21 protein-coding genes and 1 pseudogene are annotated in these 23,651 nt (G+C 47.3%); 15 read left to right on the forward strand and 7 right to left on the reverse strand.

The window, feature by feature from the left end; translation table 11 throughout:
• Positions 1 to 98: 98 nt before the first annotated feature.
• Positions 99 to 545, reverse strand: a complete 447-nt coding sequence (locus FZD51_RS19750) for a YtoQ family protein (protein ID WP_094766874.1) — start codon at positions 543 to 545, stop codon at positions 99 to 101.
• A gap of 160 nt (positions 546 to 705) precedes the next feature.
• Here FZD51_RS19750 and FZD51_RS19755 point away from each other — a divergent pair, with 160 nt between their 5' ends.
• The 8 genes from FZD51_RS19755 (at position 706) to murC (ending at position 10,728) form a co-directional block, all read left to right on the forward strand.
• Positions 706 to 1,215, forward strand: coding sequence for a hypothetical protein (locus FZD51_RS19755; RefSeq protein ID WP_148976341.1), 510 nt, complete (start codon positions 706 to 708; stop codon positions 1,213 to 1,215).
• Between the two features lie 216 nt (positions 1,216 to 1,431).
• Positions 1,432 to 2,475, forward strand: coding sequence for a PTS sugar transporter subunit IIC (locus FZD51_RS19760; RefSeq protein WP_148976342.1), 1,044 nt, complete (start codon positions 1,432 to 1,434; stop codon positions 2,473 to 2,475).
• Positions 2,462 to 2,779: a thioredoxin family protein gene (locus FZD51_RS19765; RefSeq protein WP_009795378.1), complete on the forward strand. Its 318-nt coding sequence runs from the start codon at positions 2,462 to 2,464 to the stop codon at positions 2,777 to 2,779. Before FZD51_RS19760 ends, FZD51_RS19765 begins: the two co-directional genes overlap by 14 nt.
• 89 nt (positions 2,780 to 2,868) lie before the next feature.
• Positions 2,869 to 3,669 (forward strand): DUF1444 domain-containing protein, encoded by an 801-nt coding sequence (locus FZD51_RS19770; RefSeq protein ID WP_148976343.1) that lies wholly within the window; start codon positions 2,869 to 2,871, stop codon positions 3,667 to 3,669.
• Positions 3,670 to 4,019: 350 nt separating this feature from the next.
• Entirely contained in the window at positions 4,020 to 7,340 is a 3,321-nt protein-coding gene (locus FZD51_RS26715) for a DNA translocase FtsK (RefSeq protein ID WP_262381020.1), read from the forward strand.
• A gap of 80 nt (positions 7,341 to 7,420) precedes the next feature.
• Complete coding sequence (locus tag FZD51_RS19780) at positions 7,421 to 8,521, forward strand: nicotinate phosphoribosyltransferase (RefSeq protein ID WP_148976344.1); 1,101 nt, start codon at positions 7,421 to 7,423, stop codon at positions 8,519 to 8,521.
• Between the two features lie 40 nt (positions 8,522 to 8,561).
• Positions 8,562 to 9,197: a hypothetical protein gene (locus tag FZD51_RS19785; protein WP_148976345.1), complete on the forward strand. Its 636-nt coding sequence runs from the start codon at positions 8,562 to 8,564 to the stop codon at positions 9,195 to 9,197.
• A 235-nt stretch (positions 9,198 to 9,432) separates the two neighbouring features.
• Complete coding sequence (murC, locus tag FZD51_RS19790; protein ID WP_009795373.1) at positions 9,433 to 10,728, forward strand: UDP-N-acetylmuramate--L-alanine ligase; 1,296 nt, start codon at positions 9,433 to 9,435, stop codon at positions 10,726 to 10,728.
• 107 nt (positions 10,729 to 10,835) lie between these two features.
• Here murC and FZD51_RS19795 read toward each other — a convergent pair whose 3' ends face one another.
• Positions 10,836 to 11,951, reverse strand: a complete 1,116-nt coding sequence (locus tag FZD51_RS19795) for an aminopeptidase (protein ID WP_148976346.1) — start codon at positions 11,949 to 11,951, stop codon at positions 10,836 to 10,838.
• Between the two features lie 417 nt (positions 11,952 to 12,368).
• On the opposite strand from FZD51_RS19795, the gene FZD51_RS19800 reads away from it, so the two are divergent.
• The 3 genes from FZD51_RS19800 (at position 12,369) to ytxJ (ending at position 13,803) form a co-directional block, all read left to right on the forward strand.
• Entirely contained in the window at positions 12,369 to 12,884 is a 516-nt protein-coding gene (locus FZD51_RS19800; protein WP_022544286.1) for a DUF948 domain-containing protein, read from the forward strand.
• Positions 12,885 to 12,906: 22 nt separating this feature from the next.
• On the forward strand, positions 12,907 to 13,407 hold the full coding sequence (locus FZD51_RS19805; protein WP_148976347.1) for a YtxH domain-containing protein: 501 nt from the start codon (positions 12,907 to 12,909) through the stop codon (positions 13,405 to 13,407).
• A 66-nt stretch (positions 13,408 to 13,473) separates the two neighbouring features.
• Positions 13,474 to 13,803 carry a bacillithiol system redox-active protein YtxJ gene (gene ytxJ, locus FZD51_RS19810; protein WP_148976348.1) on the forward strand — a complete coding sequence of 110 codons (330 nt, stop codon included), beginning with the start codon at positions 13,474 to 13,476 and terminating at the stop codon, positions 13,801 to 13,803.
• A 41-nt stretch (positions 13,804 to 13,844) separates the two neighbouring features.
• Here the strand turns inward: ytxJ and FZD51_RS19815 are convergent, their stop codons facing one another.
• Positions 13,845 to 16,004 (reverse strand): cell division protein FtsA, encoded by a 2,160-nt coding sequence (locus FZD51_RS19815; RefSeq protein ID WP_148976349.1) that lies wholly within the window; start codon positions 16,002 to 16,004, stop codon positions 13,845 to 13,847.
• A 245-nt stretch (positions 16,005 to 16,249) separates the two neighbouring features.
• Here FZD51_RS19815 and FZD51_RS19820 point away from each other — a divergent pair, with 245 nt between their 5' ends.
• The 4 genes from FZD51_RS19820 to motS all read left to right on the forward strand — a co-directional run bounded on the left by FZD51_RS19820 (position 16,250) and on the right by motS (position 20,391).
• Complete coding sequence (locus FZD51_RS19820) at positions 16,250 to 17,326, forward strand: bifunctional 3-deoxy-7-phosphoheptulonate synthase/chorismate mutase (RefSeq protein ID WP_148976458.1); 1,077 nt, start codon at positions 16,250 to 16,252, stop codon at positions 17,324 to 17,326.
• Between the two features lie 418 nt (positions 17,327 to 17,744).
• The gene (ccpA, locus tag FZD51_RS19825) at positions 17,745 to 18,743 is read left to right on the forward strand and encodes a catabolite control protein A (RefSeq protein WP_148976350.1); all 999 of its coding nucleotides are present in this window, start codon (positions 17,745 to 17,747) and stop codon (positions 18,741 to 18,743) included.
• A 99-nt stretch (positions 18,744 to 18,842) separates the two neighbouring features.
• Positions 18,843 to 19,661 carry a flagellar motor protein MotP gene (motP, locus tag FZD51_RS19830; protein ID WP_148976351.1) on the forward strand — a complete coding sequence of 273 codons (819 nt, stop codon included), beginning with the start codon at positions 18,843 to 18,845 and terminating at the stop codon, positions 19,659 to 19,661.
• On the forward strand, positions 19,651 to 20,391 hold the full coding sequence (gene motS, locus FZD51_RS19835) for a flagellar motor protein MotS (protein WP_148976352.1): 741 nt from the start codon (positions 19,651 to 19,653) through the stop codon (positions 20,389 to 20,391). The genes motP and motS overlap by 11 nt, the downstream gene beginning before the upstream one ends.
• A gap of 158 nt (positions 20,392 to 20,549) precedes the next feature.
• On the opposite strand, the pseudogene FZD51_RS19840 reads toward motS, so the two are convergent.
• The 4 genes and pseudogenes from FZD51_RS19840 to FZD51_RS19855 all read right to left on the reverse strand — a co-directional run.
• Positions 20,550 to 20,906: pseudogene (locus FZD51_RS19840) on the reverse strand (hypothetical protein); the annotation flags it as partial.
• A gap of 112 nt (positions 20,907 to 21,018) precedes the next feature.
• On the reverse strand, positions 21,019 to 22,191 hold the full coding sequence (locus FZD51_RS19845; protein ID WP_148976353.1) for an acetoin utilization protein AcuC: 1,173 nt from the start codon (positions 22,189 to 22,191) through the stop codon (positions 21,019 to 21,021).
• On the reverse strand, positions 22,188 to 22,835 hold the full coding sequence (locus tag FZD51_RS19850) for an acetoin utilization AcuB family protein (RefSeq protein ID WP_148976354.1): 648 nt from the start codon (positions 22,833 to 22,835) through the stop codon (positions 22,188 to 22,190). The genes FZD51_RS19845 and FZD51_RS19850 overlap by 4 nt, the downstream gene beginning before the upstream one ends.
• A 36-nt stretch (positions 22,836 to 22,871) precedes the next feature.
• On the reverse strand, positions 22,872 to 23,504 hold the full coding sequence (locus FZD51_RS19855; protein WP_094766884.1) for a GNAT family N-acetyltransferase: 633 nt from the start codon (positions 23,502 to 23,504) through the stop codon (positions 22,872 to 22,874).
• Between the last annotated feature and the right edge of the window lie 147 nt (positions 23,505 to 23,651).

Below are 23,651 nucleotides of genomic sequence, written 5' to 3' on the forward strand. Positions count from 1 at the left end.
GCCTCGAGTCATAAGCCGATCAGGCTAAAAGGTTAAAGAACAACCTTTCATCCTGCTCGTCTTATGCTTGTCGGCTCTGTTCAAGCCGCTTCCGCATTTCAATTTTCTTCAAAAACATATGAAAGAATCTTGATTGCCTGATTTACGGTTTCGACTGTTGCGTTTGCTTTTTGCGAGAGTTCTTTAAGCGGGTGGTGCAGTTTTTCAGGCCTGATCAGGATCAGCGGCTTTTTCAGTGCGGCGGCAGTGCTGGCATCCATGCTCGTGTTCCATTGCTTATACTGCTCGCCGAAAAGGGCAATGACCAGGTCGGATTTTTCCATCAGCAGCTGGGTCCGCAGATTGTTGATGCTTGAAGAAGCCTGGTCGAGGTAAACAGGGCCCGGCTGTTCCCCAAGTATCTCTTCCCCAATCTTATCGGAGCGCTCGTGGTTCTCCATCGGTCCGACAAAATGGACCGGAAGCTGGAGGGCTTTTGCTTTTTCCTTCAGCTCTCCCCTCCAGTCTGTATGAATCTCGCCTGCCAGATAAACTGTCAATTCCATCATACTTCCTCCTCTTTGGTAGATATCTTACATTTTACCACTTCTGTTAATAACAAACCGTCCACAGGCCTGAAAAACCGGCAGGAGGGGTTGTCAGATAATTAAAAAGACGGTTATGATAGAAAAGGACGATATTTTTTCCAGCAGGGAGGAAAATAGTATGAAAAAAATCAGCATCACCGCCTTGCTTATGATATGTTCCGTTCTGTTCCTGAGCGCCTGTTCTGCATCCTTCCAAGAGGAGCAGAAAGCGGCGAAGAAGGCAGCGGAGACAGCTTTCACCCAAAAGCCCAAGGATGCAAATAATGAAAATGAAGAGATAGACTATTATTTGCCTTTTGGTGTCGAGGTTGAAGAAGAGAGCCCAAACAATCTAATTTTAAAAAATGGAAGCAAAACATATATCCTGTTTTATAACCAGAATGAGGGCAAAGGCAGCAAGGTGGTTTATGAGTCTGCAAAACTTCAGAACGAAAGCTATGAGGTGGATGAGTCTTTCCAATATGATGGCAGATTCGGATTTATTCTTATTAAAAAGCTGGATGATGACAGAAGTGAATTGATTGTCGGAGCTGATGGGGTCAAGATTACAACGGAAACAAAGACCTCCAGCCTGAAAGCAGATGCATCATTGATGATTGATATCGTCAACTCTGTCCAGATAAAATAAGCAAGCAAAGGGGTGAGCCCTTTGCTATTTTTTTTGCGTGAAATCAGGAGCATCAAATCAAAAAAACAGAGTAAAGCAGATTCTACAAAGCTTTATGAACCCATACTAGGAGTGTTCAAGTATTTTTTCCTTCCTTTTTACCCCAGGCATGCTTACAATATAGGTTGTAACATCTGTCTTGACACATGACAATGAAGAATGAACGGGGGATTTTACATGAGAGAGTTTTTGAAGAGAAAAGGGGTCAGCCTGTCTGCGAGGGTTTACTTTATAGATGCATTGAGCAGCATGGCATTAGGCTTGTTTTCTTCTCTGATTATAGGACTGATCATTAAGACAGTGGGAGAACAGCTGCCGGCAGGATTTGGCGGGAGTTTCTTCATAGAGATGGGGACGCTCGCGATGGGGCTCATGGGGCCGGCAATCGGCGTTGCTGTTGCTTATGGACTAAATGCACCGCCGCTCGTACTGTTCGCTGCGGTTGCAAGCGGAGCAGCCGGGGCAGCGCTGGGCGGACCGGCTGGAAGCTTTGCTGCTGCATTGATATCTGTGGAGATTGGGAAGCTTGTCAGCAAGGAGACGAAAATCGATATTATTGTTACGCCTTTTGTTACGATATTGGCCGGCTATGGAACGGCAGCGCTGATCGGACCCGGAATAAGCTTCCTGTTAAAGGGTCTTGGAAGCATGATCATGTGGGGGACGGAGCAAAGGCCGATTTTAATGGGGATCATTGTGGCAGTGCTGATGGGCCTCGCCCTTACAGCACCTATCTCCAGTGCAGCCATTGCGCTGATGCTTGATCTGCACGGGCTTGCAGCAGGGGCGGCAACAATCGGATGTGCAGCCCAAATGGTCGGTTTTGCAGTCAGCAGCTACAGGGAAAATAAAGTAGGCGGCCTCATTGCCCAGGGGCTTGGGACTTCAATGCTGCAGGTGCCGAATATCATCAGGAATCCGTTGATCCTTCTCCCGCCGACCATTGCGGGGGCAGTTCTTGCACCGCTTGGTACCACTTTATTTGTTCTCGAGAACAATGCGGCAGGTGCGGGAATGGGGACAGCCGGCCTTGTCGGGCAGATCATGACAGTGACAGCAATGGGATTCAGCTCGGCTGTCCTCCTGAAAATAGTCATGCTGCATTTTGTTGGACCAGCCGCGATAAGCTTGTTATTATCTGAGTATATGAGGAAAAAAGGCTGGATCAAACATGATGATATGCTGATCCAGACAGGAGGAAAAAGAAATGAAAAAGCTTGAATCAATGGAACAGTTTGAACAAATGAAAAATGAGGGGCAGCATATTTTTATGTTTTCAGCAGACTGGTGCCCTGACTGCCGCATCATCGAACCGATCCTTCCAGAGGTAGAAGAGAAGTTCAGCGATTATACCTTTGTATATGTAGACCGTGATGAATATATTGATTTGTGCGGGCAGCTTGATATCTTCGGAATCCCTAGCTTCATTGCCTTCAGGGATGGAGAGGAATCAGGCCGCTTTGTCAGCAAGGATAGGAAAACACAGGAAGAAATCGAGAATTTCATCGCCGGCCTCAGCCGCTGATATCTTTTGCCCTCCGTCTTCTTTGAGATGGAGGGCTTTCTATTGTACAATGGAAACTGCAGAAATTTCCCGTTAAGGAGGGAAAAAGGATGAAAATGGACAGCAGGAAAATGAAGGATGAATTAACCAAAAGGCTGGATGCTGATAACCGGTCTTTCGAATTTGATAAAAAAAAGGATACCCTCCGGATCGAAAATACAGGAACGGGCAAAGGGATCACCATTTCGCTGCCTGGCATCATTGCTAAATGGCAGGAGCAGAAGGACAAGGCGATTGAAGAGGTGGCCTATTATGTGGAAGAAGGACTCAGGGCCATGTCGGGAGAATCCGGGCTTGAAGGCCATGAAAAAAATATCTTCCCTGTCATCAGGTCAACTTCTTTTCCACAGGAATCCGAAGAAGGAATCTCGTTCCTGTTTGACGAACATACAGCAGAAACAAGGGTCTATTATGCCCTTGACCAGGGCAAAACCTACAGGCTCATTGATTCAGCGCTTATGGAAAAAGAGGGCTGGACAGCTGAAAGGATCAGGGAGATTGCCTTATTCAATGTCAGGTCCCTGTCAACCGGGATTAAAAAGGACGAAGTGGCCGGCAATATCTTTTATTTTTTGAATGCAAATGACGGCTATGATGCGAGCCGCATCCTCAATGAAGCTTTTCTGAAGAGCATGGAGCAGCAGATAACCGGTGAAATGGCACTTGCCGTTCCTCATCAGGATGTCCTGATCATAGCGGATGTGCGGAATAATACGGGCTATGATGTCCTTGCACAGATGAATATGAGCTTCTTTGCAAGCGGAAGGGTGCCGATTACGGCATTATCATTTCTTTATGAAAACGGGGAGCTTGAGCCGATTTTCATTCTCGGCAAAAATAAGAAAAAGTGACAGGGGAAGGATCACGAAATGTGGTCCTTTTTTATATCTGATAGACAGGGAAAAGCCTGCAGGTTACACTGCCTGTAACAGTTGTAAACCCGATGTTAAACTGGTTATGCCAAAAGTATAAGCATGATGAGGGCAACTGTGGCAATTTTACCCAAAAAGCCTATAAAAAGGCTCATTCTCTCTTTTTAACTCGAATTTTTATGAATAGCTGATAAAATAAAAGGGTAGGAAGAATAAGCTGCCCTTTTCATAGAATCTTAAGGGTTATTCAGCTTTTTGTACCAGAAATTTGAGCATCCGCATACACCGACAGCTTTGCCTAAACAGCCTTTAAGAAAGAGTGATTGATATTGAGTTGGATAAAAAAACTATTCCGAGTGTTTAATAATGAAGACGAGTATATAGAAACGGAAGAAGAGCGTCCGTACATAAAACCGGAAAAACCGAAAAAAGACAGAGACGGACGTGAGATGGAGGCCAGAATCCTCTACCAGTACCCTAAGGGGCAGTTCAGGTTTCCGCTTATTCCAGATGAAGGCTCACCAGTAAAGGAAAGGAGACCCAGAGAAAAGCCGGAAAATCCTGGACATAATCCGCGAAGAAGCCAAAGGGAGCAGCCGGCGGCAGAAACCTGGAAGCATGATCGAAAAAAGGCCGGCCCGCTGAATGATAGTCAAGAAAAAAGAAATAAACGGCAGCCGGAGCAGCATGAATCTTATGCGGAACCACCCAAAAAGAGCAAAAGCGAGGCGCCGATAGACAACCGCCACCGGCGCCCCTTCAGGCCAACGGAAATTCCTTCCCCGATATACGGGTTCGAACGGCCGAAGAAAAAGGAAGAATCAGTCATCTATGAGATGAATAGCTTTGACCAGGTGAAAAACGCGCCACTTTTCGATGATATTGATTTTCTGAAGAAAACGGTCCTTGATGGAGGCCTGGAAGAAGAAAGCAATGCTGTGATAGATCCGCTTGAGCCAATGCCTGAAGAACAGCCGGAAGGGAGCTCTGACCTGAAAGGAACCATCAGCCCTGATTTAAGGGTAGGATACGAAGAAGCCTCTGCCGTGTCAGGCAGGGCTGAAAAGAGTCCTGGTGCAGAAATTGATCCTGACACATATACGGACCGCATTTCCAAATCAGCTGCTGAGGAAGCTTCTTCTGCAGGAGTGCAGGAAGATGACCATATCGTGACAAAGGAAGTTGGTCAGGGGAGAGTAATACTTGAAAGCGGAGATTCATACGCAGATGATACGGCCGACAGTATTGAAGCCGACTGCAGCATCGAAACCCCGCCGCTGGCTGACATTAACACAGGAATTGACAGCAGTACCCCCGAGATAATGGACAGCAGCTCTCCTTTGGACGGCTATAAAACTGCCCCCGCATCCAATTTAGATTTCGAGGCGGATGAAAGTGCCGAACCGCTGATGGAAAGCAGCATTGATATGACCATGCCTAAAGACTCTGAGCTAATTAGAACAGAAACTGAAGAATATGATAACGCTGGTATTTCATATAACTCAGCCGGATCAGAGCCGGCCCCGCTTGACTTTGCAGCAGTGCCGGAATTTGCGGATGCTCCTGCAGAATTGCCGGATAAGGCTGAAATTGATAAAGAAACAGAATATCTTAAAGAGCTCTCAGCCGATGACGGAGAACTATCCCAAGACCATGATGTGAAATTTGCTGAGCTCCAAATGGAATCTGCGAAAGGTGAACAGTGTACACAGGAAACGGGCCAGCATGAAGCAGCGCCTGCCCTGCTGCTGGATGAGGCTGAGCCGGAAACTGCAGAGGGAAGGGCCAGGGAAACCAGCGGAGACATACCGGCCCAGGAAGAAGAACAGCAGTCAAAGCCAAAATCGCCGCTGCCATTCAATGTGATTATGCTGAAACAGGACAGAAGGATTGCAGAGCAGAAGAAAAAAGAACAAAATACAGCTGTGAAGCAAATGCCTGTTACCCGGGAAAATACCGAAGAAGCAGTGCCGCCGGCTGTCTCAGCTGAAGTTATCGGGAATGAAGGACCTGCAAATACAAATTTACAGGTTCGCGGCGAGGACAATGCCCGCGCTTCTGATTATAAATATGCTCCACAGCCAAACGAAACTGCGGCAGCAGCAGAACCCGCTCAATCACAGCAGCATGCTGAAGAGCCAGCTGAACTGACACAAGCATGGACGGATCAGGAACTGGATAGATTCCATCAGGAAGGCCAGCCTGCAGAAGAGCCGACATACAAGGCCTATGAATTTCCGGCAAAAAGCCTGCTTGCCCCTCCGGTCATTCCAGAGGACAATGAGGAGTGGCTATTGGAGCAGGAAGAGTTCCTTAATCTGACACTGAAGAATTTCAATGTCAGGGCTAAGGTTGTTAATGTGACCCAGGGGCCTTCTGTTACCCGATTTGAGGTTCAGCCGGAGCCCGGGGTTAAAGTAAATAAAATCACGAACCTGACTGATGATATCAAGCTCAGCCTGGCCGCCAGGGATATCCGTATGGAAGCGCCGATCCCGGGCAAGCATACGATCGGAATTGAGGTACCGAACCAGAAGAGCAGGCCGGTATTGATCAGCGAGATCATCAATACGCCTGTTTTCAGGGACGGAGAATCGCCGCTGACTGCTGTCCTTGGGCTGGACATCTCGGGAAGCCCGATCGTCACAGATCTCCGGAAAATGCCCCATGGACTGATTGCCGGTGCAACCGGATCCGGAAAAAGCGTCTGCATCAACTCGATCCTTGTCAGCCTTCTTTATAAGGCATCGCCGGATGAGCTGAAGCTGCTGCTGATCGATCCGAAAATGGTCGAGCTTGCTCCATACAATCAGATACCCCATCTCGTCAGCCCGGTCATTACAGATGTGAAGGCCGCCACTGCAGCACTGAAATGGGCGGTGGAAGAGATGGAGCGCCGCTATGAGCTTTTTGCCCACGCGGGTGTCAGGGATATCAGCCGTTTCAATCAGCTGGCGGAACAGCATAAACGCTATTCTGACAAGCTTCCGTACATTGTTATCGTTATTGATGAGCTTGCTGACCTGATGATGATGTCCCCTGCAGATGTTGAGGAAGCAATCTGCCGGATCGCCCAAAAGGCGAGGGCATGCGGCATTCATTTGATCATCGCCACACAAAGGCCGTCTGTCGATGTCATCACTGGCCTGATCAAAGCCAATGTTCCGACAAGGGTGGCGTTTTCAGTATCCTCACAGGTGGATTCACGAACCATCATTGACATCAGCGGTGCCGAAAAGCTCCTGGGGAGGGGAGATATGCTCTTCCTGGAAAATGGCTCATCCAAGCCGGTCAGGCTTCAGGGAACTTATGTTTCCGATGCAGAAATTGATGAAGTCGTCGCCCATGCGAGGAGCCAGCGCAAGCCGGACTATTTATTTGAACAGGAAGAGCTTCTGAAAAAAGCACAGGCAACCGAGGAGGAAGATGAACTTTTCTATGAGGCATGCGAGTATGTTGTCGATCAGGGCAGCGCATCGACCTCGAGTGTCCAGAGGCGCTTTAAGATCGGCTATAACCGTGCTGCAAGGCTGATTGGCATGATGGAGGACTGCGGCTATATTTCTGAGGCAAAAGGAAGCAAGCCGCGTGATGTGCTGATCACGGAAACAGACCTCGAGGCCATGCAAGACACTAGTACAATGCTATAATACGTGGTATTCTTTACATGCATGTAAAGAATACTAAAAATAACGGTAGTTATAACTGATTTGGTATGAGGAGCTTTAGGATGAAAGAAATTGAGCTAAAGATTCAAGGCAAGATCAAGCGGCTTACAAATAATACCTTTAAATTTGATGAAAGAGTGAAAGACGGCTGGTTTTCAGCTGTCTATTTCTTAAAAACACGGGAGATTGTCAAGAAATATCACAAAGACAATATCGTGACCATGCAATTCTTCCAGAAAAATCATGCTGTCCTTTGCGGGACCGATGAAGTGATTGCATTGATCCATACATTCGCCGAAAATCCGGATGAGCTCGAAATCTTTTCTTTGAAAGATGGAGATAAAATCAGCCCATTCGAAACGGTCATGACGATTACCGGGCCTTATCAGAGCTTCGGCTATCTAGAGGGGATCATTGACGGCATCCTTGCGAGGAGAACGTCAGTTGCCACTAATGTATATAACACGGTCAAGGCAGCAGGAACGTCAGGCAGGCAAAAACAGGTCATTTTCATGGGTGACCGGGATGACCATTATATCACCCAGGCCGGAGACGGCTATGCTGCCCATATAGGCGGAGCTACTGCCCAGGCTACCCATGCCATGAACGAATGGTGGGGCAAGCAGGGGATGGGAACAATGCCGCATGCCCTTATCCAGATGTTTGACGGGGACCTGGTGGCAGCAACCAAGGCATATCAGGAGACATACCCTGAGGATGCCCTGATTGCGCTTGTTGATTATAATAATGATGCTATAACAGATTCCCTGAAAGTTGCGAGGGAATTCGGCGATGAGCTGAAGGGTGTCCGTGTTGATACCTCCAGGACAATGATCGACCAATATTTCCTGAGGAATCAGCATCTTCTCGGGACCTTTGATCCGCGGGGCGTTAATGCGGAGCTGATTTTTGCTTTAAGGAAAGCGCTGGATGACGAAGGGTATAATCATGTGAAAATTGTTGTCAGCGGCGGCTTTAATGAAATGAGAATCCAGGAATTTGAAGAAAACGGTGTGCCAGTCGATACTTACGGCATCGGCAACAGCCTGCTGAAGATCAATATCGGCTTCACCGGAGATAATGTTCTGATCAATGGTAAGCATGCTGCAAAAGCAGGAAGGCGCTACAGGCCGAATCCGCGGCTGGAAAAAGTAGAGCTTTAATTCATTTTCGGCCCTGGGGAATTGGAGGGAGCACCCGGATATGGAGAATACAATTAAAGACTTGGAAGCCTACCGCAAACAAAAGCAGGCCAAGGGTGAAGAGAACGCGCTGGCCCTTTACCGGAAAGCACAGAAGGATTCTGCGGTGAATGCGAACATAAGAGAAAAGGTCCGTGCCCGCCATATTTTCCGGGAAGCAGCCGGCCTGCCGGGCGGAATCCCATTCAGCAGTGAACAGGAAGAAGTGTTTGAGGACTGGTTCTTATTCGATTATATAAGCATCAGGGGCTTTACGATGTTTAACCTTTTCCTCCGCCGGAATACCGGCCAATTGGCCGAGGCCGATCTCATTCAGGGAGCGCTTTTCCTCAGCTCTGTCCTCCAGCCTGTAAAGATTGAAAGGGCAGAAGGAGAAAAGCTTGCTGCCTATGATATTCTGACCGGGGAAAAGCTTCAGCTGAAAGCTGCGGAAAGCATCAGCCTTGAGGAGGGACGCTCCTATTTCATCAGGTGCATACCCGTTTTTTCCCGGACCTACTGCTTTGGCCCTGCTTTTCCAATGGACAATACAGACGCCGTTGTGGAGAGATACAATGAGGCTGTCCGGGAAGGTATGGCCTATAGGCCTTTTCTAAAAAAGACTGCCGTGGCCTTCCTGTTCATTGGGGATATGTGAGTCTATTCATGCCGGGTTTTTGCCAATTTTCGCCATGCAATCCCGGCCCAGCCCCGCTCAGGCCGCCCCTGTCGCCAGCCTGAGCGGGGTGCTACATAGTGTTTGTGCTTGAAAGATGATATAATACTTTAATCTGCTTATGCAGGAAACGTTTGTCCGTAATGAATATATGAGCAAATTATAGTCAGATATCATATACTGTGTTACAGATAGACGACAGTTGGAGGTTCTTTATATGACTATTTACCATTTTGTAGGTATAAAAGGGTCTGGAATGAGCGCCTTGGCTCAAGTCCTTCATGATATGAATTATCATGTTCAGGGATCTGATGTAGAAAAGCGTTTTTTTACACAGATTTCGCTTGAACAGTCAGGAATAAAGATCCTTCCTTTCCAAAAGGAAAACATACAGCCTGGAATGACCGTTATAGCAGGCAATGCGTACCCGGATACACATGAAGAAATTCAGGAAGCCATGAAGCTGGGCCTTCCGATCGTCCGCTACCACCGCTTCCTTGGGGACTTTATGAAGAAGTTCACCAGCGTAGCTGTTACTGGGGCGCATGGCAAGACCTCCACTACAGGGCTGCTGGCCCATGTTATGAAGGGTGCAAAACCGACATCTTTCCTTATTGGGGACGGAACGGGCAGAGGGGATGCCGATGCTGAATATTTCGTTTTTGAAGCCTGCGAATATAGAAGGCATTTTCTTTCATATTTCCCTGATTATGCAATCATGACGAATATAGATTTTGACCACCCTGATTATTTCGCCAATATTGATGATGTGTTCTCTGCATTCCAGGAGATGTCATGGCAGGTGAATAAGGGTATTTTTGCATGCGGCGATGATGAGCAGCTGCAAAAGATCCAGGCAAAGGTTCCTGTCCTGTTTTACGGATTTGGGGAGGAGAATGACTTCCAGGCACGCAATGTCATCAAGAGCACGGAAGGAACAACCTTTGATGTTTTTGTGCGCAACACCTTTTATGATACCTTCTCAATCCCTCAGTTCGGCGACCATAACGTACTGAATTCATTGGCCGTTATCGCTCTTTGCCATTATGAGGAAATTGATTCTGAAATCGTCAAAGATCTCCTGCTGACATTTGAGGGAGTAAAAAGAAGGTTTTCGGAGAAGAAAGTGGCAAGCCAGGTTATCATTGACGACTATGCGCATCACCCGACGGAGATTCGTGCGACGGTCGAGGCAGCCAGGCAGAAATATCCGGAAAAAGAAATAGTGGCTGTATTCCAGCCTCATACCTTTACCCGGACACAGACATTCCTGGATGACTTTGCCGAAAGCCTTAATAAAGCTGATAAAGTTTATCTTTGCGATATTTTCGGCTCTGCCAGGGAGAACCATGGAAAGCTGACCATCACAGACCTTCAGGACAGGATCCCAAGCTCAGAAATCATGAAAGAAGAGGATACAAGTGCGCTGAAACAGCACGAAAACAGTGTCATCCTCTTTATGGGAGCGGGAGACATCCAGAAATTCCAGGAAGCATATGAGGGCACTTTATAAGTTCCGAGCAGAAGCGTTGGGCAGGCTGTCTCCTGGCGCTCTCCGGAAAGGCCTTATGGCTACATAAGAAAAAGGATGCAGGCTTATGCTGCATCCTTTTTTCTGTTTTATTTAAGGTTCTCCGGATTCAGTGCTTCAAGTTCCGGGATGACGAATCTTCCGTCCTTGCGGATCAGGACATCGTCAAAGTAGATTTCTCCTCCGCCATAGTCCGGGCGCTGGATATTGACCATATCCCAGTGGATATTGGATGAATTGCCGTTGTAGGCTTCATCATAGCATTGCCCTGGCGTGAAGTGGAAACTGCCATCAATTTTCTCGTCGAACAGAATGTCCTGCATCGGGTGGAGGATATAAGGGTTCACGCCGATGGCAAATTCCCCGATATAACGGGCGCCTTCATCTGTATCAAAGATCTTGTTGATCCTGTCTGTATCATTTGCTGAGGCCTCAATAATCTTTCCATCCTTAAAGGTGAGCTTGACATTCTCAAAAGTAAATCCGTGATAAGGAGATGGAGTATTATATGTAATAACGCCGTTTACAGAATCCTTTACAGGAGCCGTATAGACTTCGCCGTCAGGGATATTCATCTGTCCAGAGCATTTGATTGCCGGAATATCCTTAATGGAGAAGGTCAAATCTGTCCCGGGGCCTGCCAGCCTTACTTTGTCTGTTTTGTCCATAAGCTCTACAAGGCTGTCCATCGCTTTGTCCATCTTGCCGTAATCCAGATTGCAGACATTAAAATAGAAATCCTCGAACGCCTCTGTGCTCATTTTCGCGAGCTGTGCCATTGAAGAGTTAGGATATCTCAGTACAACCCATTTTGTTTTTGGCACACGGATTTCCCTGTGGACTTTCTTGCCGATCGTGCTGCCGTGGATTTTCATTTTATCATCCGGCACATCGGCATGTTCATTGATATTATCTCCGGATCTAAGGCCAATATAAGCATCCATCTTGCCCATTACGTTTGCTTCAAAGTCAGCCATCATATCGAACTGCTCATCCTGAGCCCCAAGTAAAAGCGCCCTGTCGACCTGCTGGTCCTTCAGCAGCACAAACGGGCAGCCGCCTGCTGCATAGGCTTCGGCAACAAGTGCAGTAACAAGCTCACGCTGGAGGCCAAAGTTCTCGATCAAGACTTTCTCGCCTTTTTGAAGGCGAACTGAATAATTAATCAAATTTTTTGCCAATGTTTGAATCCGGGGATCTTTCATCCTGATTCCTCCTTCATTTCTACGTACAGCTATTATTGTACCCGAAAAAGTTTTTTTCTGCTGTAAATGATTATTCTGCAGGCAGCTTGTGCGTGTGGGGATTTGCAAAAGCTCCATGCTGATGGATATAATGTTTCCGTACATAGTCAATCTGCAATCAGCATTGTTAGTTTCCATGCTGATTTTTTGGCTCATCTGTTTTATAAGCGCCTTTTAGCGGCGGCATGATGAACATCTGGCTGAATGATCCCAAAATCAGCCGCAATGTGTAACACAGCCTGCAAAAATAAAGCTAAATGCCGCAAAAAGCAGGAGATTCAGGCCGGCTGATGGAATTACTTACAAGGACGGCCCTGGTTTAGGGTGCCTATCCCCGGGTAATAGAATAAATATATAACAATCATGGAGGTGCTTCTTTTGGAAATTATTCTATATTTGAGCGTGGCTTTAATAGCGGTAGCCTTTTTAGTGCTCGTCATTTTCCTGTCACGGACATTGAAATCCCTGGCGACAACATTGGATAGTGTGTCAACGACCTTAGATGGGCTTGAACAGCAGCTGGACGGTGTAACCCGTGAGACCACTGTTCTGCTTCATAAGACGAATGCCCTTGCGAGCGACATTCAGCAGAAGTCGGAAAGCCTTAATGGAGTTGTCAATGCGGTGAGGGATGTCGGAGATTCTGTAAGAAAGTTCAATGGGACGATTCAATCCATTTCTTCATCGGTCAATACGCAGGTTGAACAGAATAAGGATAAAATCTCCCAGGTGGTTCAATGGAGCAATGTATTCCTTGAGCTGAAAGATAAGTGGAAGATTCGCAAACAGCAGTCTTCTCCGCTCCAGAATCATATTGAGGATATACCGCCCGCAGAAAGAGCAGTAGAAAGAGCGGCTGTGAGAGCCCGGGAAAGAGAAAGAGCAAAATATTAAAGGAAGTGTAGGAGGATCCCACATGGCTTACAATGAAAGAATAACTACGCAGGCAAACGAGACAAGGCAGGAAGATAATATTAATTCCAAGGATTTTCTGATTGGTGCCCTGGTCGGCGGTATGGTGGGTGCTGCGGCAGCATTATTCCTTGCCCCTAAGACAGGGAAAGAGCTGAGGACAGACCTGAATGAGCAGGCTGCGGTGCTGAAGGAGAAAACCGGCCATCTTAAAGATACAGCTATGACAAAAGGGTCTGAATTGGCATCAGCAGCCAAAGAAAAGACCAGCACACTCACTCAGAGCGTATCAAAGCAGTCTTCAGGCCTAGTTGAAAAGGTGAAGGGCATGTCAGGAAAGGCCGGCAGTCAATCTGATGATTCCAGCGAAGAGGAGGAGGCGTTCACTGAAACAGTGCCTTCCGGCTCGGCTGCAATGCTTTCAGAAGAGGATGGGGAAAGCATACAGCAGAAGCTGGAGGAAACAAAGAACGCTTTTGATGAAACAGAAATGAAATACCGATAATTAGGAAATCAGGCGGTGGAGTGTTAAAATGACTCTGCCGCATTCTTTATTTCAGGAGGAAATAAGATGAAACAAATACATTCAATCGAAGAATTTAATAGCATTTTAGAAGAAAAAAACCCGGCATTTCTATTGAAGCACAGCACCACCTGCCCTGTAAGCCAGGCGGCTTATGAAGAGTATGAAAGCTTCACTTCTGCTAACAGCAGTGTTCCTGCCTATTTTTTAACTGTACAGGATGCCCGCCCTGTCTCCAATCATGTAGCTGAGGAATATCATATTAAGCATGAATCCCCTCAGGCGATCCTTTTCTCGAACAAGGATGTTGTATGGCATGCATCACATTGGAAAATAACGGAGGATTCACTGGCAAAGGCTGTAAGTGAAAACAGCTGAACACCAAAAGGCCGTCCCGGTAAAGGGACGGCCTTTTGAATTTATTTTACCTTAATGTGCTCAGGCCAGTGGATATGGAGGGTGTCCCCCGCATTTACCGGTTCATGGAAGGAGCATTTCCTTCCGTTCCTCATTAATTCAAAGCTGCCGGCTGCATGGGCGGGCGGCTTTACTTCAACATAGGTGAAAAGATCCTGGAAAATAAACGGTTCTTCAGGGAGGTTCCTGATCAGGATTGAATCCCCGCTCCTGATTGTACTCTCAGCTTTCAGCTTCACATCTTCGCGCCAAACTTCGGCTGCATCCCTTGTCAGGGTAATGCGCTCGCCGTTAAAGAATACAGGCAATGTCCGCGTAAGTGTCAGCTGCTTCTTTTCAGCCAGCTCGGCCACTGTTGCCTGGTGTTTCCCCGCGGCTTCAATCACATCCCCATCTTCACAGCCGCTTGAAGGTTTGGCATCAATCCCATTTCGGGTCAGCCTTCCAGACAGAGAAGGAATATATGTTTCTTTTCCGTTAATCCTCAAATGGAAGGGCTTTATGCTTTTTAATAAGTCCCCCAGGTTAAGAGTCTTTAAGACCGATTCAATGCTGTCAGCATTTCTGCACTCAATTTTATCGCGGTCCTCCACAGAATCTTCGGAAGACGCTGCTATACCGTTTTTGGAAATGATTGCTTTAACAGTATAGTCTTTCCCATTGACGATCACGTTTTTATCCGGAATGGTATCGACCAGGTCCTTAATTTTAAGAAAAGATGCTCTTCCGTCAGCGCCCCTGGCAACTGTCAGCATATCTCCATCTTTGACTCCGTCATCCAAAGAACAGGCAGAGCCATTTTGCAGCAGAACAGGCGGATTGCCGTGCTCTCCAGGTATCGTGATGCTTAGGCCATTCAAGGATATAATTTTGGCCATGCCGGGCTTTCCATACAGCTTGCTCATTTTGATCCCGGCAGCAAGGAGGCAGTCCCCCACAGTCAATTTTTTCACTTCAAAAAGGCGGACAGGCAGATCATTTACATAAACAGTCCTGTATTGGACAGGAGACTGCAAGGCCGCAATCGCTATCCCAACCGGCGTGACAAGATCAGGGCCTTTTAATATGTGGTCGGCGAAGGCCAGGGAAGCGACTGCATCAATTCCCCTGATGGCAACCCGGTTCTCCGGGAGTCCCAGGCGGGCTGCCGCCATCTGCGGCAGGCGCGGCGTAAGGCTCCCGCCCCCTACGAGCATGACGGCCTTGGGGGATTTATGATTATTGAGCTGCAGAATTTCATTACAAATTGAATCTGCAAGCTTTTCGATTGCCGGTTCAATTTGTGAAATAATATCTTCACTGTCCCAGTCTGTTTCAAAGCCGAGAATATCTGTCGTTTTAATCGTATGGTGATCAAGCAGTCTCCGTTTTGCTTCTTCAGCCAAAGGGAAATCGAGAAGAAGCTGATCGCTGAGTGACTCAGTGATCTCATCCCCTGCAACAGGGACCATACCATATGCAATGACGGTTCCGGAATCTGTAAGGGCAATATCAGAAGTACCTGCCCCAATGTCGACAAGCGCAACGTTCAGCCTCCTCATGGAAGGCGGTATGAGGACATTGATGGCGGCAATCGGCTCGAGTGTGAGGGCCTGCATTTCAAGGCCGGCACGGTGGAGGGCGGAAATCAGCGATTCAACGACCACCCTTGGAAGAAAGGTTGCGATGATATCGACTGAAGCTTCTTCTCCCTGCTGGTCAATGAGATTGCCGATTTCTTCACCATCCAGCCTGTAATAGAGCACAGAGTAGCCGACACAATAATAATAATGGCTTTTATCCGACTTCTGCTCTTCAGCTACTTCTGCCTGTGCCTGCTGGACCGCGCTCAGCTCAAGATGGAGAATATCTTCCTTCTGGATTATTGGCTTGCCGGTGATATTGACGGATGCCTGGGCCCTTTTCGTTTTGAGGGCCCTTCCGGCAGCTGCGACACAGACCTGTTTTAAGGGGCCATGGGCTGCTTCAAGGTCTTCCTTAATCTCAGCGATGATTTTGGATACAGAGATAACGTCGTGGATCTGTCCATCAAGCATGGCGCGTTCTTTATGTTCTTTCGTGTGGATATCTATTACTTTGAACTGCCCGTCCTGTTCTTCCAGGATGATTCCCACCACTGAACGGGTGCCGATATCAAGGGCGAATATTTTATTTTTAAGCAAGGGATGCACCTTCTTTTACAGGATAGAGGAAAATTAAGCCTATCTGCATAGGTAAATTTCTTTAATGCTTAAAAGCGTTTAATTAATAAAGAAAAAATACGTGACATTGGCAGTTAATTCATATATAATAATCCCTAATTATAAAAAATGTATCATATTTTAACAGGCCGATAAAGAAGAACCGTTGCGGATGCTAATTTAGTTCGCAATACTTCGGTTCAGCCAAAGAGAAGGGACGGGACATGATGAGCAATAAAGAATTAGATCAGCTGCGCGAACGAGTAGAGGAAATCAATCTTCAGCTGTTATCATTGATCAGCGAGAGGGCAAGCCTTGTTCAGGAAATTGGAAGGGTTAAGGAAACTCAGGGTGTTAACCGCTATGATCCTGTCCGTGAAAGAAAAATGCTGGATTCCATTAAAGAACATAACGAAGGGCCGTTTGAAAACTCAACGATCGAGCACCTGTTCAAGGAAATCTTTAAGGCAGGGCTTGAACTGCAGAAAGATGACCACCGCAAAGCGCTCCTTGTTTCCCGGAAGAAAAAGCCCGATAATACCATTGTCGATTTAAGAGGCGAAAAAATCGGCGACGGCAACCCGCATTTTGTCTTTGGTCCATGTGCTGTCGAGTCCTATGAACAAGTGGCTACAGTTGCGGCAGCAGTAAAGGCCAAGGGCATGAAGCTTCTCCGCGGCGGTGCCTACAAGCCTAGAACCTCTCCTTATGATTTCCAGGGGCTGGGACTTGAAGGCCTGAAAATCCTGAAGAGAGTCGCAGATGAATATGACCTTGCTGTTATCAGTGAAATAGTCAATCCTGCTGATATTGAAACAGCTTCAGAATACTTGGATGTCATTCAGATCGGTGCAAGGAATATGCAGAACTTCGAGCTCCTGAAAGCAGCGGGTGCATCCAATAAACCGGTATTGCTTAAGAGGGGCCTTGCGGCTACCATTGAGGAATTCATCAATGCCGCTGAATATATCATGGCTCAGGGCAATGGGCAGATCATACTCTGCGAGAGGGGCATCCGCACATACGAACGTGCAACTAGAAATACCCTTGATATTTCTGCGGTGCCAATCCTGAAGCAGGAAACGCATCTTCCTGTCATGGTCGATGTCACCCACTCAACCGGAAGAAGGGATCTGCTTCTTCCAACTGCCAAAGCAGCACTGGCAATCGGTGCAGACGGCGTCATGGCCGAAGTCCACCCTGATCCTGCGGTGGCTCTCTCGGATTCAGCACAGCAGATGGACCTGAATCAGTTTGACGATTTCATGGCACAGCTTAAGGCTTCATCCTTTGTAAAAGTATAAGGCAGAGCATACAGGGATATTCCTTTGCCGGCTATATAAAAAGGGCTCTTCTGATTTTTTTCAGGAGAGCCCTTTTCTTTGATGGGATGGCCATTTGCACAAAATAAAGAGGTTTTGGCATTTACGGAGTGATGTCTTTGAATAAATCCCCGCTTTTTTGTAAAATAAAAGGGCTTTACATTGCGGCAAACGCCTGTCTGTCGTATGATTAAAGACATAATTAGACAAGTTTAGTTATTCACAAGCAGGAAAATTGCGTTACTGTTTGGGATATCAGGACAACATAAGTAATGAACTAAAAATGCATGGCCAATTTAAATTATATTTTTCTTTTTATTAATAAAGCTGATTGGCAAAGGATACTGGCTGAGACAGTGTGGTAAAAGAGGAATGTTCAAGTGAAAAAGGAGTGTTTTAAATGAATGTAACAATCTATGATGTTGCCCGTGAAGCAAATGTTTCAATGGCAACGGTTTCCCGTGTAGTAAACGGAAACCCGAATGTAAAACCTGCGACAAGGAAAAAGGTGCTTGAGGTCATCGAGAGGCTTGGATACCGTCCAAATGCCGTTGCCAGGGGACTTGCCAGCAAGAAAACGACCACTGTAGGCGTCATCATCCCGGATATTTCGAGCACCTTCTTTGCAGAGCTGGCAAGGGGCATCGAGGATATTGCGACGATGTATAAGTACAATATTATCCTGAGCAATTCTGACCAGAATAAAGATAAAGAGCTTCACCTGCTGAATACTATGCTAGGCAAGCAAGTGGACGGGATCGTGTTCATGGGCGGAAATATTACAGCGGAACATGTGGAGGAATTCGAAAAATCCCCAGTACCGATCGTTCTGGCCGGTTCCATTGAGGAATCAGAGAAAATTCCTTCTGTTAATATCAATTACGAGCAGGCCGCTTATGATGCGGTACAGACTTTCATTGAAAAAGGCCATAAAGAGATCGGAATTGCCATCGGACCGCTGCATGAACCGATCAATGAAGCGAAAAAGCTTGCCGGCTACAAAAGGGCACTCAGTGAAGCAGGCATTGAATATAGGGAAGAGCTGGTTGCAGAAGGAGATTATACGTATGATTCCGGAATCGAAGCGTTTGAAAAGCTGATGGAAGCATCTGTAAAGCCGACAGCCATCTTTGCCGGGTCAGATGAAATGGCCCTGGGTGTTGTCCATGGTGCAGAGGACAAAGGCTTTTCTGTACCTAATGACGTTGAAGTCATCAGCTCAGACAACACACGCCTTGCTTTGATGGTAAGGCCGCAGCTGACGAGCGTGGTCCAGCCGCTTTATGATATCGGGGCGGTTGCCATGCGCCTCCTGACCAAATATATGAACAAAGAGAAAGTAACGGAAAACATTGTTGTCCTGCCTCACCGGATTGAATATCGAGACTCAACAAAATAATAATAATGCCGATATAAAAAGAGAGCGGGCAGAATCCTTGGATCAGGGGATTCTGCTCTCAGGTGTTATTGGATTATAAGCTAACCAGGGAGAGGAATTATGAGAAAGCTCGATACTCTTACACCGATTGGCTTGTTTATCGGTTTTGCAATGCTGGTTTTTGGAATTATGACAAACGGGGGATTCAGCGGCTTCCTGTCTTTTGTGGATCCCGCTTCTATGCTGATTGTCCTTGGCGGACTGATTTCCGGCCTGCTGGTCAGCTTTCCATTGAGGGACATCAAGCATTCCTTTACAGTGGTCCGCCAATCTTTTTCAAGTGATGAAAAAAATCTTGCTGAGATCATCGATGTATTTGTCAAGCTATCGGACAAGGCCCGCCGGGAAGGACTGCTGTCCCTTGAAACCGAGATAGAGCAGATGGAAGATCCTTATATCAGGAAGGGTGTCCTGCTGGCGGTCGACGGGCTGGAGCCGGATGTTATCAATGATATTATGAATGCCGAGATTGCGGCCATGGAGGAAAGGCACCGGAAGGGCAGGAGCATCCTTGAAAAAGCGGGAGAATATGCTCCTGCCTGGGGGATGATCGGGACTCTCATCGGGCTTGTACTGATGCTGAAGAATCTGAATGATCCTGCAAGTCTGGGGCCGAACATGGCAATTGCCCTCCTCACGACCTTATATGGTTCGCTTTTGGCCAATCTTGTTTTTTTGCCGATGGCAGCCAAGCTTCTGCTGAAAACTGAGAAAGAAGTATTTCTGAAGCAAATTGTCATTGAAGGCGTTCTCGGTGTACAGGCAGGGCAGAATCCGAGGCTGCTGGAAGAAAAGCTTGGCGCTTTCCTTTCTGCCCAGGAAAGAAAAGAGAAGTATGAGGCTCAAGCATCAGCGGAGGCCTTAGAATATGGCGATTAACAGACGGCCGAGAACAGAGCCGAAGGGTGCGCCAAAGTGGATGGTGACATTTTCTGATCTTGTCACTCTTATCCTCGTATTCTTCATTTTGTTATTTTCTATGTCGCAGATTGATATTGTCAAATTCAAGGCCGTTTCTGAATCTTTCCAGGACAAGCAGTTCATGGATTTTTATCCTTCGATCATTCCATTTGAAAATCCTTCGGAAAATGACGAGAACGTTGTGAATCAGGGGCCGGACTCGGACAGGCAGGAAGAGGAGAGGCTGGAGAACCTTCTGCAGGAAGTGGAAGGCTATCTTGAAAAGAACGGCCTTGAGGATGTTATTGTGGCCAACCGGACAGAGCGCGGTGTGGTGCTGGTCCTTCAAGAGCAGGTGCTTTTTGAATCAGGTGAAGCCGAAATCGTCGACAGGAACAGCGGATTTCTGGATAAGGTGGGGTCACTGCTTGCCGGTATGCCAAACCTCGTCAAGGTAGAGGGACACACGGACAACAGGCCGATTGCCACCTACCGATATCCGTCAAATTGGGAGCTCTCTGCCGCGCGGGCAAGCAGTGTCATCAGGTATCTGGCAGGCACAGGACTTGACAGCAAACGCTTTATTGCTGTTGGCTACGGAGACACACGGCCGCTCGTCCCGAATGATTCGGCGGAAAATCTTGAAAAGAACCGGCGGGTTGAAGTTATCATTTCAGATCCCCGCTATGAGGAAAACACAGATTCATAGGAATAGGAAAAAGGCTGTATCTCTTTCTTGAGATACAGCCTTTTTTCATCTTCTATTTGTTATTTCTTATCCAGAAAGTTCTTCCCAAACTCCGAGAGCAGCCATGGCCAGGGCAAGGATTCTAAGTTGAACTCAAATTTGCCATCATCATTCCCGCCTATTGGCGTAAGCTGCTGGTGAAGAACTGTATTTCCTTCCTGGGCAGCAAGGCTGGCACTCCTGCCAAAGCAATTCGCTATAACTTCATCGCCGCCGATAATCCGGATTTCATAGAAAAGTACACCAGCAAGATTTGTATACATGACCGCCAGCTTCTCAGATTCCAGCCTATGCGGGAACATCACCGCATTATTCTTTCCGATCAGGACGGGAAGCTTTACCGGTTTTGAATAGGACGACCAGTTCCATACTTCCACAGTCACTTCCTGCCCGCTTTGCCCTGTATTGGCCAGATTGATAACAGCAGCCACTGTCCCTGGCTCTTTGCGCAGGACACCTGTGGAGAGAGTCCTCATTTTCCCCAATTTGCATTTCTCCTTTCATAGAAAGCATTGCAGCATATTATATGCAAATTGAAAGGAAGAGCTTGGACAAAGGGCATGGCTGGCAGGATTTTTGCCGGAAAGACTAGAGGGATTCAGAATGTGTCTTATTCCGGATAGGATACAGAGCCTTGGCTGCTGTATTGGCATTTTTTTCGGTTATTTCAGGTTTCCGCGGGATGGGCGGATACAGATTGTCAGGATCATCCCACTCTTCCGGCAGCTCTACCGGAGCCTGGTCTTTCCAATTCTTGATCCATCCCTCCGGCAATCTCCCATAGCAATTGGAGTTTCCCGTCATCTCCATCCAGATCAGGGCCCAGGCCCTTGGCACAACCCGCCAGATATCATAGCCGCCTCCGCCGACGGCAATCCATCTTCCATCACAATATTGGTGGGCTATTTCATGGGCAAGCTTAGGAATTTCACGATAGATTTTCATGGTCGCAGATAAATGTGTAAGCGGATCCAAATAATGAGAGTCGGCGCCATTCTGTGTCACAATGACGTCAGGGCGGAAAAAGTCGGCAATCTCTCTTACTGAATCACGGTAAGCCTGAAGCCATGATTCATCTTCCGTAAAAGCGTCCACCGGGATATTAAAAGAATAGCCATAGCCTTTCCCCTGCCCTCTTTCATTGACATTGCCGGTCCCTGGAAAAAGATAGCGGCCTGTTTCATGGATAGACAGGGTGCACACATCAGGATCATCATAGAACGCCCATTGAACACCGTCGCCGTGGTGTGCATCAGTGTCGATATACAGGACGCGGGCTTTATATTTTTCCTGTAGATATTTGATGGCAACAGAGCTGTCATTATAAATGCAGAATCCCGAAGCTTTGCCGCGGAAACCGTGGTGAAGGCCTCCGCCGAGATGGAGGGCATGCTGCGCTTTGCCCTCCATTACATAATCTGCCGCAGTCAGGCTTCCCCCGACAAGCAGGGAGCTTGCTTCATGCATATCAGCAAATATCGGAGTATCCTCTGTACCGATTCCATAGCTTTCGGCCATTTCTGCCGGAAGCTTGCCCTGGCCTGCCAGCTTCACTGCCTGTACATAATTGGGATCATGGATAAGGCATATTTCCTCATCGGAGGCAGGTCTGGGCGGAATGATGCTGCCGGCATCAATTGCTCCGGCCTGCTGAAGAAGATCAAGTGTAAGTTTTAATCTCAGCTGGTTAAAAGGATGCTGGGGATTGAACTTATAGTTCAGCAGCTCCTCTGAAAATATAAAAATGCTGTCGCGGGTCATGGCAGCATCCTCTGGCCATTCGGCCACAGCACATGATGCCCGGCCTTTTTCAGGTCTGATATCAAGGTTTGCGGATTCATGGTCCTCACCCGGAGCACAATGATTTTATATTGTTCATCCTGCTTGTCAGAGTAGACGAGGACACTTTGGATATTGACATTGCGATCTTTGAAAACCTCTGTCAGGTCCGACAGAACGCCGGCCCTGTTCGGAACCCTCACTTCTATTTGGGAACCAGGCTGGTTGGCGCCTGTCAGCTCCACCAGGGTATAAAGCAAATCCGTTTCCGTTACAATTCCGACCAGTGTCCCTTCCTTCACGATTGGGACGCACCCAATATTATGTTCATATAGCACTGCTGCAATTTCCTCCGCAAAATCAAGCGGATGGCCGGTGATGATATCTGTTTTCATGATTGCCTTCAGCGGCTTGCCCAGCTCGCTCCTGTCGGCATCCAGCTGGAAAATGGAAGGAGCCGCATCGCGGATATCCCTGTCAGAAATGATGCCGACTAACCGGCGCTCCGAATCTATGATCGGAAGATGGCGGATTTTCCTGTCATTCATAAGCCTGAGGGCTTCTGCAATAGAATGGTCAGGAGAGAGTGCGGCAACATCGACTTTCATTATGTCTTCTACAATCATGGAGATTTTCCCCCTTAACTAGAGAAATAGAAAAGGCTAGTACATAAATCGGTTCATAAAGCGGAGCTGGTCAAATCTCTGGATGGATTCAGGGTCCACCCTTTTGCCGATCCTTGCCATCAGGCAGTTGGCCGGATGGGAACTGATTTCAGGATCATCCGTGGCATACCATTCGAGCCCGCCTGCATTCATCATTTTTTCCATTACCTTGCGATATTCCCACACATTCAATCCTGTCCCTTTAAGGTCCCAATGCCAGTAATATTCTGTCGTTATGATAATATAATTTTCCATATAATCATCCATCATGGACACCTGCAAAAGGCTTTTTCCTGTGCCTGCACCCCTGAACTTCGGGATCACCTCAATGGCTCCCAGCTCTATCAGGTTTTTCATATTGCCTTCCGACCATCTTTCGAGGGGATCGGGGTACAGATAGGTCACATAGCCGACAATCGTCATCCCGTCCCGGGCGATGATGATCCTGCCTTCCGGAAGGGACGCGATTTCAATCAGGGCCTTATGCTGCTGCTGCGGAGGGCGGAATGCGACCAGGTCCTCGTGAAACTCATACTGTGCCAATTTTTCTGACGGGACGGGACCCTCGATGATCAGGCTCCCTTTAACTGTCTTCAATTCTTTCGCATTATAAGTCATTGTATGTTCCATCGATTCACCACCAAAAAATCATTGCATTTCAGTTGTACTCCTATTATACATAAAAAACAGCAGTAAAAGCGCTTCCAAACTATTTTATCAATAAATTGCAAATATTTAATCTTGAAGTTTCGTATATTTCCTATATGACAAAAGTAT

The organism is Bacillus infantis (assembly GCF_008180445.1).
Classification (GTDB): Bacteria; Bacillota; Bacilli; order Bacillales; family Cytobacillaceae; genus Bacillus_AB; species Bacillus_AB infantis_B.

Coding starts and splice junctions, on each gene's coding strand:
- FZD51_RS19795 (WP_148976346.1), bottom strand. CDS start 11,951: ATGAAAGATCCCCGGATTCAAACATTGGCAAAAAATTTGATTAATTAT.
- ytxJ (WP_148976348.1), top strand. CDS start 13,474: ATGAAACAAATACATTCAATCGAAGAATTTAATAGCATTTTAGAAGAA.
- FZD51_RS19750 (WP_094766874.1), bottom strand. CDS start 545: ATGGAATTGACAGTTTATCTGGCAGGCGAGATTCATACAGACTGGAGG.
- FZD51_RS19845 (WP_148976353.1), bottom strand. CDS start 22,191: ATGACCCGCGACAGCATTTTTATATTTTCAGAGGAGCTGCTGAACTAT.
- FZD51_RS19755 (WP_148976341.1), top strand. CDS start 706: ATGAAAAAAATCAGCATCACCGCCTTGCTTATGATATGTTCCGTTCTG.
- FZD51_RS19770 (WP_148976343.1), top strand. CDS start 2,869: ATGAAAATGGACAGCAGGAAAATGAAGGATGAATTAACCAAAAGGCTG.
- FZD51_RS19785 (WP_148976345.1), top strand. CDS start 8,562: ATGGAGAATACAATTAAAGACTTGGAAGCCTACCGCAAACAAAAGCAG.
- murC (WP_009795373.1), top strand. CDS start 9,433: ATGACTATTTACCATTTTGTAGGTATAAAAGGGTCTGGAATGAGCGCC.
- ccpA (WP_148976350.1), top strand. CDS start 17,745: ATGAATGTAACAATCTATGATGTTGCCCGTGAAGCAAATGTTTCAATG.
- FZD51_RS19760 (WP_148976342.1), top strand. CDS start 1,432: ATGAGAGAGTTTTTGAAGAGAAAAGGGGTCAGCCTGTCTGCGAGGGTT.
- motS (WP_148976352.1), top strand. CDS start 19,651: ATGGCGATTAACAGACGGCCGAGAACAGAGCCGAAGGGTGCGCCAAAG.
- FZD51_RS19805 (WP_148976347.1), top strand. CDS start 12,907: ATGGCTTACAATGAAAGAATAACTACGCAGGCAAACGAGACAAGGCAG.
- FZD51_RS19780 (WP_148976344.1), top strand. CDS start 7,421: ATGAAAGAAATTGAGCTAAAGATTCAAGGCAAGATCAAGCGGCTTACA.
- FZD51_RS19820 (WP_148976458.1), top strand. CDS start 16,250: ATGAGCAATAAAGAATTAGATCAGCTGCGCGAACGAGTAGAGGAAATC.
- motP (WP_148976351.1), top strand. CDS start 18,843: ATGAGAAAGCTCGATACTCTTACACCGATTGGCTTGTTTATCGGTTTT.
- FZD51_RS19850 (WP_148976354.1), bottom strand. CDS start 22,835: ATGATTGTAGAAGACATAATGAAAGTCGATGTTGCCGCACTCTCTCCT.
- FZD51_RS19765 (WP_009795378.1), top strand. CDS start 2,462: ATGAAAAAGCTTGAATCAATGGAACAGTTTGAACAAATGAAAAATGAG.
- FZD51_RS19855 (WP_094766884.1), bottom strand. CDS start 23,504: ATGGAACATACAATGACTTATAATGCGAAAGAATTGAAGACAGTTAAA.